The organism is Streptomyces sp. CNH287 (genome assembly GCF_000424825.1).
Map to the genome: position 1 here is coordinate 474858 of NZ_AUKQ01000006.1, position 12769 is coordinate 487626.

General features: G+C 73.0%; 14 protein-coding genes and 1 rRNA gene. 13 read left to right on the forward strand and 2 right to left on the reverse strand.

The genetic code is table 11. The features are described from left to right. Positions 1-16 precede the first annotated feature (16 nt). The 7 genes from H299_RS0111460 (at position 17) to H299_RS0111490 (ending at position 6091) form a co-directional block, all read left to right on the forward strand. On the forward strand, positions 17-949 hold the full coding sequence (locus tag H299_RS0111460) for a Ppx/GppA phosphatase family protein (RefSeq protein WP_027748520.1): 933 nt from the start codon (positions 17-19) through the stop codon (positions 947-949). 109 nt (positions 950-1058) lie between these two features. Beyond that, positions 1059-1886: a sugar phosphate isomerase/epimerase family protein gene (locus H299_RS0111465; protein ID WP_051262334.1), complete on the forward strand. Its 828-nt coding sequence runs from the start codon at positions 1059-1061 to the stop codon at positions 1884-1886. Further along, entirely contained in the window at positions 1883-2521 is a 639-nt protein-coding gene (locus H299_RS0111470) for a TetR/AcrR family transcriptional regulator (RefSeq protein ID WP_027748522.1), read from the forward strand. Before H299_RS0111465 ends, H299_RS0111470 begins: the two co-directional genes overlap by 4 nt. Positions 2522-2683: 162 nt before the next feature. Continuing rightward, positions 2684-4531 (forward strand): dihydroxy-acid dehydratase, encoded by a 1848-nt coding sequence (gene ilvD, locus H299_RS0111475; protein WP_027748523.1) that lies wholly within the window; start codon positions 2684-2686, stop codon positions 4529-4531. A 170-nt stretch (positions 4532-4701) separates the two neighbouring features. Continuing rightward, on the forward strand, positions 4702-5253 hold the full coding sequence (locus tag H299_RS0111480; protein WP_027748524.1) for a hypothetical protein: 552 nt from the start codon (positions 4702-4704) through the stop codon (positions 5251-5253). Between the two features lie 134 nt (positions 5254-5387). Beyond that, the gene (locus H299_RS0111485; RefSeq protein WP_027748525.1) at positions 5388-5810 is read left to right on the forward strand and encodes a winged helix-turn-helix domain-containing protein; all 423 of its coding nucleotides are present in this window, start codon (positions 5388-5390) and stop codon (positions 5808-5810) included. Beyond that, the gene (locus H299_RS0111490; protein WP_027748526.1) at positions 5807-6091 is read left to right on the forward strand and encodes a hypothetical protein; all 285 of its coding nucleotides are present in this window, start codon (positions 5807-5809) and stop codon (positions 6089-6091) included. The genes H299_RS0111485 and H299_RS0111490 overlap by 4 nt, the downstream gene beginning before the upstream one ends. A gap of 102 nt (positions 6092-6193) precedes the next feature. Here H299_RS0111490 and H299_RS0111495 read toward each other — a convergent pair whose 3' ends face one another. Beyond that, a complete protein-coding gene (locus tag H299_RS0111495; RefSeq protein ID WP_027748527.1) occupies positions 6194-7252 on the reverse strand; it encodes a phosphotransferase in 1059 nt (352 codons plus the stop codon). 73 nt (positions 7253-7325) lie between these two features. On the opposite strand from H299_RS0111495, the gene H299_RS0111500 reads away from it, so the two are divergent. From H299_RS0111500 to proC, 4 genes are all read left to right on the forward strand, one after another. Continuing rightward, positions 7326-8132 carry an ABC transporter ATP-binding protein gene (locus tag H299_RS0111500; RefSeq protein ID WP_486587232.1) on the forward strand — a complete coding sequence of 269 codons (807 nt, stop codon included), beginning with the start codon at positions 7326-7328 and terminating at the stop codon, positions 8130-8132. Then, on the forward strand, positions 8129-8866 hold the full coding sequence (locus tag H299_RS0111505) for an ABC transporter permease (protein ID WP_027748529.1): 738 nt from the start codon (positions 8129-8131) through the stop codon (positions 8864-8866). The genes H299_RS0111500 and H299_RS0111505 overlap by 4 nt, the downstream gene beginning before the upstream one ends. Positions 8867-8898: 32 nt before the next feature. Then, on the forward strand, positions 8899-9387 hold the full coding sequence (locus H299_RS0111510; protein WP_037758502.1) for a tetratricopeptide repeat protein: 489 nt from the start codon (positions 8899-8901) through the stop codon (positions 9385-9387). A 200-nt stretch (positions 9388-9587) separates the two neighbouring features. Then, positions 9588-10397: a pyrroline-5-carboxylate reductase gene (gene proC, locus H299_RS0111515; RefSeq protein ID WP_027748531.1), complete on the forward strand. Its 810-nt coding sequence runs from the start codon at positions 9588-9590 to the stop codon at positions 10395-10397. A gap of 22 nt (positions 10398-10419) precedes the next feature. On the opposite strand, the gene H299_RS33580 is transcribed toward proC, so the two are convergent. Further along, positions 10420-11064, reverse strand: coding sequence for a cysteine hydrolase family protein (locus H299_RS33580; RefSeq protein WP_051262335.1), 645 nt, complete (start codon positions 11062-11064; stop codon positions 10420-10422). A gap of 95 nt (positions 11065-11159) precedes the next feature. On the opposite strand from H299_RS33580, the gene H299_RS33585 reads away from it, so the two are divergent. Then, a complete protein-coding gene (locus H299_RS33585; protein WP_486587233.1) occupies positions 11160-12158 on the forward strand; it encodes a GlxA family transcriptional regulator in 999 nt (332 codons plus the stop codon). A 525-nt stretch (positions 12159-12683) separates the two neighbouring features. Beyond that, positions 12684-12769, forward strand: a 16S ribosomal RNA gene (locus H299_RS0111530); the annotation flags it as partial.

Below are 12769 nucleotides of genomic sequence, written 5' to 3' on the forward strand. Positions count from 1 at the left end.
GGATAGCGTGCTGTGTATGAGACTCGGTGTCCTCGACGTGGGTTCGAATACGGTCCACCTCCTCGTGGTGGACGCGCACCGCGGTGCGCGCCCCCTGCCCGCCTACTCGCACAAGGCCGAGCTGAAGCTCGCCGAGCTGCTCGACGAGAACGGCGCCATCAGCCCGGACGGTGTGGACCGGCTCTCCTCCACCGTCAGGGAGGCGCGGGACGTCGCGGAGGACAAGGGCGTCCAGGACGTGCTGCCCTTCGCGACCTCCGCCGTACGGGACGCGGCCAACGCCGAGACCGTCCTCGCCCGCGTGGCCGAGGAGACCGACGTCAAGCTCCAGGTGCTCTCCGGCGAGGACGAGGCGAGGCTGACCTTCCTCGCGGTCCGCCGCTGGTTCGGCTGGTCCGCGGGGCGGCTGATGGTCGTGGACATCGGCGGCGGCTCGCTGGAGATCGCCTACGGCCTGGACGAGGAGCCCGACGCCGCGGTCTCCCTCCCGCTGGGCGCGGGCCGGCTGACCTCGGGCTGGCTGCCGGGCGACCCGCCCGAGACGGACGACGTACGGGCGCTGCGCCGCCACGTCCGCGCCGAGATCGCCCGGGTGGTGGGGGAGTTCAGCCGCTTCAGCCCGCCGGACCACGTGGTCGCCACCTCCAAGACCTTCAAGCAGCTCGCCCGGCTGGCGGGCGCGGCGCGCTCCGGCGAGGGCGAGTACACGCAGCGCGAGGTGGGCCGCAAGGCGCTGGAGGAGTGGGTGCCCAGGCTGGCCGGGATGACCACCGCGCAGCGGGCGGCGCTGCCGGGCGTGTCCGAGGGGCGCGCGGGGCAGCTGCTGGCGGGCGCGGTGGTCGGCGAGGCGGTGATGGATCTGTTCGGCATCGAGACACTGGAGGTCTGCCCATGGGCGCTGCGCGAGGGCGTGATCCTGCGCCGCCTGGACCACCTGCGCACGGTGTGACGGCGCACGCGCGGGGGCGCGGCAGCAGGGTGCGGGCGCGTGCGGGCGCCGTGCCCGAGCCCGCGCGCGCCCGCCGTAGGGTGTGACCGTGGTGCAACGACCGGTGCGGATGCCAACGCCCAAAGTCGCGCTGTCCACGGCCTCCGTGTACCCGGAGTCGACGGCGGCGGCCTTCGAGATCGCGGCTCGCCTCGGGTACGACGGGGTCGAGGTCATGGTGTGGACCGACCCCGTCAGCCAGGACGTGGAGGCGCTCCGGCGGCTCTCCGACGCGCACGGCGTCCCCGTCCTCGCGGTGCACGCCCCCTGCCTGCTGATCACCCAGCGCGTCTGGTCCACCGACCCGTGGACGAAGCTCCAGCGCGCCCGCTCGGCCGCCGAGCGGCTCGGCGCCTCCACCGTGGTCGTGCACCCGCCGTTCCGCTGGCAGCGCGCGTACGCACGGGACTTCGTCGGCGGTATCTGGCGGATGGCCGAGGAGACCGAGGTGCGCTTCGCCGTGGAGAACATGTTCCCGTGGCGCTACCGGGACCGCGAGATGATGGCGTACGCCCCCGGCTGGGACCCGACCGACGAGGACTACCGCCACTTCACGATCGACCTCTCGCACACCGCCACCTCGCGGGCCGACACGTTCGCCATGGCCGACCGGATGGGGGACCGGCTGGGGCACGTGCACCTCGCCGACGGGCTGGGGTCCGGCAAGGACGAGCACCTGGTGCCGGGCCGCGGTGTGCAGCCCTGCGGCGAACTGCTGGAGCGGCTCACCCGCCAGGGCTTCGACGGCCATGTGGTGGTGGAGGTCAACACGCGGCGCGCGATGTCCGCCGCCGAACGCGAGGACGACCTCGCGGAGGCGCTGGCGTTCACCCGCCGCCACCTCGCCGCCGCGTCCGCGGGCTCGGCGTCCGACGGCGGCCGGGCGGCCCGCCCGTGACCGCCGGACCGGCCGAGCCCGCCGCGGCACCCGGCCGCAAACGCGGGCGCCCCTCGCTCGCCGCCCGCGCCGCGGGCGGACCGGCGGCGCCCGACCGCATCCTCGCCTCCGCCCGCGCCGAGTTCGCCGCCCGCGGTTACGACAAGGCGTCCATCCGCGCGATCGCGCGCGGGGCCGCCGTGGACCCGGCCCTGGTGCACCACTACTTCGGCACCAAGGAGCAGGTCTTCGAGAAGGCGGTGGAGACGGCCTTCTCGCCCGCCGTGGCCGCCGGCGCCGAGGCGCTCACGCACGACGTGGACCAGCTCGGCGAGGTGATGACCCGCTTCATCTTCGAGATCTGGGGCCGTACGGCCACCCGCGAGCCGCTGCTGGCCATCCTGCGCTCGGCGGTCAACAACGAGACCGCCGCCGCGATCTTCCGCCGCCTGGTGACCCGCCAGCTGCTGGCCGTGCTGGCCGGGCGGCTGACCGCCCCGGACGCCGACCTGCGCGTGGAGCTGGCCGCCGCCCAGCTCGTGGGTACGGCGATGCTGCGCTACGTGATCAAGGTCGAGCCGATCGCGTCCACCGACCCGGAGGTCCTGATCGCCCGGCTCGCCCCCGTGGTCCAGCACCACCTGACGGGCCCCTGACCGGACCCTGGCCCGCCTCGGCCCGCGCCCCTGCACGCTCCCCGCGCCTGCATGCCGCCCCGCGCGGGTCTCACGATCCGATCGGGGTGTCCGGCTGGCGGATTCGCGGCGTACCCTCGAAAATCCGCAGAACCACCACGCACCACAGGGAGTGGAGCAGCCATGCCCGAGCTGAGGTCCCGCACTGTCACCCACGGCCGCAACGCGGCGGGCGCCCGCTCGCTCCTCCGCGCCGCGGGCGTAGAGCGCGAGGACTTCGGCAAGCCGATCATCGCGGTGGCGAACAGCTTCACCGAGTTCGTGCCGGGCCACACGCACCTCCAGCCGGTGGGCCGGATCGTCTCGGCGGCGGTGCAGGCGGCAGGCGGCATCCCGCGCGAGTTCAACACCATCGCGGTCGACGACGGCATCGCCATGGGCCACGCGGGGATGCTCTACTCGCTCCCCTCCCGCGACCTGATCGCCGACTCGGTCGAGTACATGACCGAGGCGCACTGCGCCGACGCGCTGATCTGCATCTCCAACTGCGACAAGATCACCCCCGGCATGCTGATGGCCGCGATGCGGCTGAACATCCCGACGGTCTTCGTCTCCGGCGGCCCGATGGAGTCGGGCACGGCGACGTTGGTCGACGGCACGGTCCGCAAGCTCGACCTCATCTCCGCCATCGCGGACTCCGCGAACGACGCGGTCTCGGACGAGGACCTCGCCCGGATCGAGGAGAACGCCTGTCCGACCTGCGGCTCCTGCTCCGGCATGTTCACCGCGAACTCCATGAACTGCCTCACCGAGGCCATCGGCCTCTCCCTGCCGGGCAACGGCTCCCTGCTCGCCACGCACACCGCCCGCAAGGAGCTGTACGAGGCGGCGGGCCGTACGGTCGTGGAGATCACCAAGCGCTTCTACGACGAGGACGACGAGACCGTCCTCCCGCGCCACATCGGCTCCCGCGCCGCCTTCGAGAACGCCATGGCCCTGGACATCGCCATGGGTGGCTCGACGAACACGATCCTGCACCTGCTGGCCGCCGCGCAGGAAGCCGGGCTGAACTTCGCGATGCCCGACATCGACGCGCTCTCGCGCCGCCTGCCCTGCCTCTCCAAGGTCGCACCGAACGGCGCGTACTACATGGAGGACGTCCACCGGGCGGGCGGCATCCCCGCCATCCTCGGCGAGCTGTACCGCGCGGGGCTGCTGGAGGAGGACGTGCACTCGGTGCACAGCCCCTCGCTGGCCGACTGGCTCAAGCAGTGGGACATCCGGGGCGGCTCGCCCTCGCCCGAGGCAGTCGAGCTGTTCCACGCGGCCCCCGGCTGCGTCCGCTCCGCCACCGCCTTCTCGCAGTCCGAGCGCTGGGACACCCTGGACACCGACGCGGCGGGCGGCTGCATCCGCGACATCGAGCACGCCTACTCCACCGAGGGCGGCCTCGCCATCCTGCACGGCAACCTCGCGGCGGACGGCTGCGTGGTGAAGACCGCGGGCGTCGACGAGTCCGTGTGGACCTTCGAGGGACCGGCCGTGGTGTGCGAGTCCCAGGAGGAGGCCGTCGAGAGCATCCTCAACAAGCGCGTCAAGGAGGGCGACGTCGTCGTCATCCGCTACGAGGGCCCCAAGGGCGGCCCCGGCATGCAGGAGATGCTCTACCCCACGTCCTTCCTCAAGGGCCGCGGCCTGGGCGCCAAGTGCGCGCTGGTCACGGACGGGCGGTTCTCCGGCGGCACCTCCGGCCTCTCCATCGGGCACGCCTCGCCGGAGGCGGCGGCGGGCGGCGCCATCGCCCTCGTCCGCGACGGCGACCTGATCCGCATCGACATCCCCGCGCGCGTCATCGAGCTGAAGGTCCCGGACAGCGAGCTGGCGGCCCGCCGCGAGGAGCTGGGCGGCCACTACGCGCCGCGCGACCGCGAGCGCAAGGTCTCCACGGCGCTGCGCGCGTACGCCGCCATGGCCACCAGCGCGGACCGGGGTGCCGTGCGCGACCTCTCCCAGCTGGGGGACGGCCGCTAGGGCCTAGCGCTGTGGCCGGGCACGGTTCTCCCTGCGAGCTGCCCTGGCGCGTACGTCCTCCCCCTGGCTTCGCCGGGAGGTGCCCCCTGCGTGGGCGGTCTCCCCGGCCCGCGGGGCCGAGGGGGCGACCGCACGCACCAGGGCGCCGCGCCCCGGCCATAATCGAGGGTATGAGCGACACGCAGCGTCCCGACGAGCCCGATGAGCCCCGCGACGCCTCCGGCGCGGGCGGGACGGACGACGACCGCCCCCTCCCCGAGCCGATCCGCTTCTACGGCACCACCTGGGTCAACCACACGGGCGGCTACGCCCTGCGCCGCGTGGGACTCGGGCTCGGTGCCGTGGTGCTGGCGGCGGTGGGGGCGTACGCGCTCCGGCTCGCGTACGAGGGCGTGGCGATCGCGGAAGTGGGGGACTGGGCCCGGGTGCTGCTGATCCTGGCGTTCGCCATCTGCAGCTCGATCGGCTTCTCCCGCACCCTCACCGGCTTCACCCGCCGCCCGGAGACCGAGGAGGAGGAAGCGCGCGAGAAGTCGATGCGCAGCTTCATGCTGGTCGGCTTCGTGGGCGTGCTGCTGGGCTACGCCGTCCGCAGCCTGGTCGAGGCACCCGGCGAGAAGCTGCACCGCGCCGAGCACGCGGCGGCGCTCGAGCGCTTCGAGCGCCGCCGCTCCGCGCGTACCGGGAATCCGGCGAAGCGGAAGCGCAAGCGGAAGTCCTGAGCGGGTGGGCTCGGAGCGGCCCCCGCACGCCTCTCAGGGATGACCCTGAGCTGACCCCCACATGTGTCAGTTTTCTTTGACAGGTGGTGTGGGCAGGTGTCAGCTTTTTCTTACACACAGGGAAGGGCGGCACGATGGGCGCGGCCGGGAGTCCGACGGGCGACGAGTTGCTGAGGGCCCTCGCGGCGCTCGGCAACCCGCACCGGATGCGCATCATCGAGGCGCTGTTCGAGAGTCGCGACTACGTCAGCAGGCTCGCGCGTCGGATCGGCCTGAGCCGTCCACTGCTGCACATGCACTTGCAGCGGCTGGAGGCGGCCGGGCTCGTCGTCGGGTCGCTGGAGGTCGGGGAGGGGGGCAAGACGGTGAAGTACTTCGAGGTCGCGCCGTTCGCGTACGCGCTCACGCCGCGGTCCGTCGCCGAGGCCGCCCGCACGATCAGCGACGGCGGCGCGAGCGGCGGCACGGCCGGCGGCGAGCCCGTGGCCGAGCCCGTCCGCCCCGCCCCGCCCGGGACAGGCCGCGCCGGTACGCGCGAGAAAGAGGGAACGAAGTGAACCAGCAACTGGCCGCCGGGTCCGACCCGGTCGGGGTCTGGGCGGCGGGGCTCGGCACGGCCGGGGTCTTCGCCCTGCTGATCGTCATCGTCTGGCAGGTGGCCGCGACCTGGCGGGCCCGGATGCTCGCGGCGCGCGAGGGACAGTACAAGCAGCTCACGCTGAAGTACGCCCAACTCCTCGAGGACAACCTCGAGCTGCACCGGCGCAGCATCGACGAACTCACCGAGGCGCGCAGGTCGATCGCCTCGATGGAGAAGATGATGCGCGAGATCGAGTGACCGGCCGTGCTCCGGCCCGGCCCGTCCCGGCCCGTCCCGGGACGCGAATCGGAACGAGAACCGGCCCCGGCGCCCAGGGCCGCGCCGGGGCCCGCGCCCTGCTCAGTACCAGGGCCGGTCGCCGGGCGGTGGCAGCGGCCGGAGCGTGCTCCAGCGCTCCAGCAGCCGGTCGGCCAGGGCCGAGCTGAGCCGCCCGAGCGCGTGCAGCCGGTCGTGGCCGCGGGTCAGCTCGGCGACGACGCCCAGCCGGTGGAGGAGGCGCTCCCGGGCGGAGATGTAGCCCCAGGTGAAGTCCTCCGTCGGCACCCGCGCCAGGTGGTCGACGGTGCGCCGGTGCGCGCGCTCGACCAGTGCGTCGCCCCGGATCAGCCAGCCCGCGCACGCGTCCGCGAGATCCCCCGGCACCTCGGTGCCGGTGAGGTCACGCCAGGTGGTCCGGTAGATCTGCTCGACCTCCGCGACCGGCGTGGCGGGCACCGCCATGGCACACCAGCAGGTGGGGAACCCGATGCGGAAGTAGGCGAGTTCATTCAGGCCGTTGCCGAGCGCGGCGTGCTCGAAGTCGATGAAATGCAGGCCGTCGGCGGTGCGCAGGTCGTTTCCCGGGCAGGGGTCGCCGTGCAGCAGCGAGTGGTGGCCGGCCGGGTCCAGCCGTACGAGCAGGGCGCCCAACTCGTCGGACACCTCGGGCGGCACGGGGACCTCCAGCGCGCGGGCGAACGCGAGGAAGGACTCGGCATCGGCGGCGGTCGGGCCCTGCCAGGCGGGCAGCGTCCCCGCGTCGGCCGGGCCGGTGAGGGAGTGCAGCCGGGCGAGGGTCTCGGCGTGGGCGGGCATCCAGTCGGCGGTCTCGCCGAGATCGGCCAGGTACTCCAGGACCAGCACGCGCGCCGCGGGGTCCGTGCCGAGCAGGGCGGGCGCGACGGCCGGCCGCGTCGCGCGCCCGGCGTACCGCAGCGCGGTGGCCTCGCGCGCGAAGCGGGCGTCGCCGCCGACTCCGCCGCCGGACGTGTCGGTGGCCTGCTTGACGATCACCGGTCTGCCGTCGGCCAGTTCGGCGCGCCAGACGCGGGCGCGGGGGCTGCTCTCCAGGAGCGTGGCTTTCACGGGTGAGCCCACGGCGGCCCGCAGTTCCTCGTTCATCGGAAGTCTGTGCGGCACGACGGCGACCCTATGTCCTCCGCCGCCGCGCCCTGCTTGACGGGGTGGTTCCGCCAGGAGGAGTATTCCACGTGTGTTGAATAAAACCCCTCCCGGCGCACCCGCCCCATCTCCCGGCGCGCCCGCCATCCGCGCCGTCGGCCTCCAGGTCCGGCGCGGCGGCCGTACGGTGCTCGACGCGCTCTCCTTCCAGGTCCCCGCAGGCACCGTCACCGGCCTGCTCGGCCCCTCCGGGTGCGGAAAGTCGACCCTGATGCGCGCCCTGGCCGGCACCCAGGCGAAGGTCGGGGGCACCCTCGAAGTGCTCGGCGCCCCGGCCGGATCGGCCGCGCTGCGGGCCCGCGTCGGGTACGTGACGCAGGCACCGTCCGTCTACCTCGACCTGACGGCGCGGCAGAACCTGGACTACTTCGCCGCCGTCCTCGGCGTCGCCCGCCGCGACCGCGCCGCCCAGGTCGGGCAGGCCCTCACCGACGTCGACCTGAACTCGCACGCCGACGTGCTCGCGGGCAACCTCTCCGGCGGCCAGCTGGGCCGCGTCTCCCTCGCCGTCGCCCTGCTCGGCGCCCCCGACCTGCTGGTCCTGGACGAGCCGACCGTCGGCCTCGACCCCGTACTCCGCCGCGACCTGTGGCACCTCTTCCACCGGATCGCCGCCGAACGCGGCGCGACCCTGCTGGTCTCCTCGCACGTCATGGACGAGGCCGACCGCTGCCAGCGCCTGCTGCTCCTGCGCGCCGGGCGCCTGCTCGCCGACGACACCCCGGAGAACCTCCGCGCACGCACCCGCACCGACACCGCCGAGGACGCCTTCCTCCACCTGGTCGACGCCGCCCGCGCGGCCGAGGAGCCCGCCGCAGCCGAGGAGCCCCGCGCATGAACGCCACCCGCACCCTGGCCACCGCGCTCCGCGTCCTGCGCCAGCTCCGCCACGACCCCCGTACGATCGCGCTGCTGCTGCTCGTCCCGGTCCTCCTGCTCGTGCTCCTCTTCTACGTCTTCGACGCCGACCGGCGCTCCTTCGACGCCATCGGCGCCTCGCTCCTCGGCATCTTCCCGCTGGTGACGATGTTCCTGGTCACCTCCATCGCGACGCTGCGCGAGCGCACCTCCGGCACCCTGGAGCGCCTGCTCGCCATGCCGCTGGGCAAGGGCGACCTGATCCTCGGCTACGCGCTCGCGTTCGGCCTGCTCGCCGTCGTCCAGGCCGGCGTCGCCACGGGCGTCGCCGTCTGGCTGCTGGACCTGGGCATCGCGGGCTCGCCGTGGCTCCTGCTGCTGATCGCCCTGCTGGACGCGCTGCTGGGCACCGCGCTCGGCCTCTTCGTCTCGGCCTTCGCCGCCTCGGAGTTCCAGGTCGTCCAGTTCATGCCCGCGCTCATCTTTCCGCAGATCCTGCTCTGCGGGCTCTTCGCGCCCCGCGACTCCATGCAGCCGGTCCTGGAGGCCGTCTCCGACGTCCTGCCCATGTCCTACGCGGTCGACGCCATGAACGAGGTCCTGCGGCACCCCGACCCCTCGGGCGCGCTCGTGACGGACATGGCCGTCGTGGCGGGCAGCGCGCTCCTGGTCCTCGCGCTGGGCGCGGTGACGCTGCGCCGCCGTACGCCATAGTGGGCCGACATCCGCGATCAGGGAGCGAGCCGATGAGGGAAGAACTGGCCGAGGCCGTCCGACTGCGCGAGCAGGGACGTCCGGACGAGGCCCGGACCCGGCTCCTCGCCCTCTCCGAGCGCCACCCCGACGACGCCGCGATCGCCTACCAGACCGCCTGGGCGCACGACGTGCTCGGCCTGGAGCGGGCTGCCGTGCCGTACTACGAACGGGCCCTCGCCGCCGGCGGACTCGACCCCGAGGACCGGCACGGCGCGCTCCTCGGCCTGGCCAGCACCCATCGCGTGCTCGGCGCGTACGAGAGCGCGCTCGCCGTCCTGGCCGCCGGACTGCGGGAGTTCCCGGGCAATCCGGCCCTCCGGGCCTTCCGCGCCCTGGCCCTGTGCAACGCCGGCCGGGCCCAGGAGGCGGCGTGCGACCTCCTGCACGTCCTCGCCGACACGACGGCCGACGCGCAGCTGCGCGCGTACGCCCCGGCCCTCACCTACTACGCGGACCGCATCGACGGGACCGCCCCCTGACCTGGGGCGCCTCCGTGGAGTGGGGCCCTGACCTGCGGCGTCCGCCCAGCGGACACCCGCACGCCGCCGGAGCCCAGGTGCGAGGATGGATCAGGCGCGCCCCGCACCGTACGACGCCGGACGGACGAGGTGAGTTCCCAGCTCCACAGGAGCCCGTTCCCCCTCCGCTCTGAAGGGCGGAGCATCCACGGAGGTAACCGATGACCCAGCGAGTCGCCGTGCTCGGCGCGGGAAAGATCGGTGAGGCGCTCCTCTCCGGCATGATCCGGGGCGGCTGGTCGCCGTCCCATCTGCTGGTCAGCGCGCGCCGTGAGGAGCGCGCGCAGGAACTGCACGTGCGCTACGGCGTCGAGTGCGTCTCCAACGCGGAGGCGGCAAAGGCCGCCGACACGCTTATCCTGACCGTCAAGCCCCAGGACATGGGACGCCTCCTCGACGAACTCGCGCCGCACGTACCGGCGGACCGGCTGGTCATCAGCGGCGCGGCGGGCCTGCCCACGACCCTCTTCGAGACGCGGCTCACCACCGGCACCCCCGTGGTGCGTGTCATGACGAACACCCCCGCCCTCGTGGACGAGGGGATGTCCGTCATCTCGGCCGGCACCCACGCCGGTGAACCGCACCTGCGCCGGGCCGAGGAGATCTTCGGCGGCGTCGGCAAGACCGTCCGCGTCCCGGAGTCCCAGCAGGACGCCGCCACCGCGCTCTCCGGCTCCGGCCCCGCCTACTTCTTCCTGCTGGTCGAGGCGATGACGGACGCGGGCATCCTGCTCGGCCTGCCCAGGGACAAGGCGCACGACCTCATCGTGCAGGCCGCAGTCGGCGCGTCCACAATGCTGCGGGACAGCGGGGAGCACCCCGTCACACTCCGCGAGAACGTCACCTCCCCGGCCGGGACGACCATCAACGCGATCCGCGAGCTGGAGAACCACGGCGTGCGCGCCGCGTTCCTCGCCGCCATCGAGGCGGCCCGCGACCGCAGCCGCGCCCTGGCAGCCGGGGAGGGCTGAGCCGGCGGGCCGGGCCGGGTGGTCATCCCGCCCGGCCGCCCGTACGCGGCCTCGCCTCCGCGCCCGTCTCCGTCCCGGCCGCGGCCAGCACCTCCGCGGTGGCCACGATCCGGGCGAACCCTCCGCTGTGCAGGTTCACCGAGGTGGCCAGCGACAACTGGTCCGCGTCGAGCCACTCGCCCCCGGGCCCGGAGTCGCCGAACGTGTAGGTCGCGTCGAGCGGCACCAGCACCTCGTACCCCAGGTTCCCGCCCATCCGCGCGGTGGTCTCGACGCACCGGTTGGTCTGGATGCCCGCGATCACGATCTGGCCGATCCGCTCACCCGTGAGCCATTCCCCCAGGCCGGGTGTGCCGAGGAAGGCCGAGTTCACGGTCTTGTCCACGAGCAGCTCCGGCCCGTCACCCAGGCCGCGGCGCGCCTGTACGAAGTCCTGGAAGTCGTTGCCCGGGGTGCCCGCCCGCAGCGGGGTGGACGCTCCGAGCGAGGTGTGCCGGACGAACACCACCGGCCGCCCGGAGCCCTGCCAGGCGTCGAGGAGCGACTCCATGTTCCGCTCGGCCGCCCGGTTGTTCCGCCCCAGCGGCTGGAGCACGGGGTCGTCGAAGCCCTTCTGCACGTCGATGACGAGAAGGGCCGCGTTCTGTGCGATCTCTGTGGTCTCCATGGCGGCAAGTCTGGAACGGCGCCCAGGGCACCACCAGTGGCAGCATTGCCGAGGAACGATGGCTTTCTGCCAGCGAGCAGGGCATGCTGTCCCGCATGCGCTCCGTGGCCCTGCTCGCCTTCCCCGGCATCCGCGCCTTCGACGTCTCCGTCATCACGGAGGTCTGGGGCACCGACCGCACGCAACTCGGCGCACCCGCCTTCGAGCTGCGGCGCTGCGGCGAGAACCAGGCACCCGTCCCCATCCGGGGCGGGCTCACCCTCACCCCTGACCGCGACCTGGCCTGGCTGGACCGGGCCGACTTGGTGCTGGTCCCCGGGCTGGACGCGTACGGGCCTCCGGGGGAGGGGGTACTCGCCGCGCTCCGCCGGGCCCGCCACCGGGGCACCCCGATCGCCGCCCTCTGCGCCGGGGCCTTCACCCTCGCCCAGGCCGGGCTGCTGGACGGGCGGCGGGCCGTCACCCACTGGAACCTCACCGCCCGCCTCGCGCACGAGCACCCGGAGGTCCGGGTCGAGGCGGGCGCGCTCTTCGTCGAGGACGACGGCCTCTGGACCTCGGCGGGCACCGCCGCCGGCATCGACCTGTGCCTGCACCTCGTCCGTACGGCGCACGGGGCCGAGGTCGCCGCCGCGCTTGCCCGCGCGATGGTCACGGCGCCGTTCCGCAGCGGGACGCAGGCGCAGTTCATCGAGCAGCCGACGCCGCCGGCGGGCCGCGACGCGGACGCCCTCGCCTCCGTACGCGAACGGGCGCTCCGGCAGCTGGCCGACCCGCTCACGGTGACCGAGCTGGCGGGCTGGGCCGGGATGTCGCCCCGCACCTTCGCCCGCCACTTCACCGCCACCACCGGTACGACCCCGCACCGCTGGCTGCTGCGGCAGCGGCTCGCCGCGGCGCAGAAGCTGCTGGAGCGGACCGATCTGCCGATCCCGGAGGTGGCCCGGCGGGCGGGGATGGGCAGCGAGGTGACGATGCGGCAGCACTTCACGCGGCACCTGGCCACCAGCCCGCGTGCGTACCGGGCGGCGTTCGCGTCCCCGCCCGGGACGGACGCCCGGAGCAGGTTTGAAGGTCACTCGGCCGTGGTGTAGAGTTCTTCGAGTTGCCACGGGGTTGTTGTGACCTCGGGTGGCCATCCCGCTGTCTTCGTGACGGCATCCATTTCAGAAGTGTGATTTCCCTCCGGGGATGATTTCGGCGTGCCGTAATCGCTTCGGAAGGCCCGGTTTGGAATTCGGGTGGGTGATCCTCTAACGTGGTGGACACGCCGAAAGGCGAAAACAGCAGGACCGCAGTACACAGTAGGAACCCCGCTCGACCGGGGGCAGGACCGGGAAAAGGATCTGCTAGAGTCGGGAACACGAAATACCGAAGGGAAAGCCCGGAGGGTGTCGGAGACGGCATTCGAAGGAAGCGTCCGTTCTTTGAGAACTCAACAGCGTGCCAAAAGTCAACGCCAGATATGTTGATACCCCCGCCATTCGGGGTCTGCCTGCAAGTCTGTGGGTGGGTTTCGGTGGTGGTGGTTCCTTTGAATGATGTAGTACAGCGAGGACGCTGTGGTCGGCTGGATTATTCCTCCGGTCGACCCGCTCTCGTGCTGCTTTTTTGAAGCATTCACGGAGAGTTTGATCCTGGCTCAGGACGAACGCTGGCGGCGTGCTTAACACATGCAAGTCGAACGATGAAGCCGCTTCGGTGG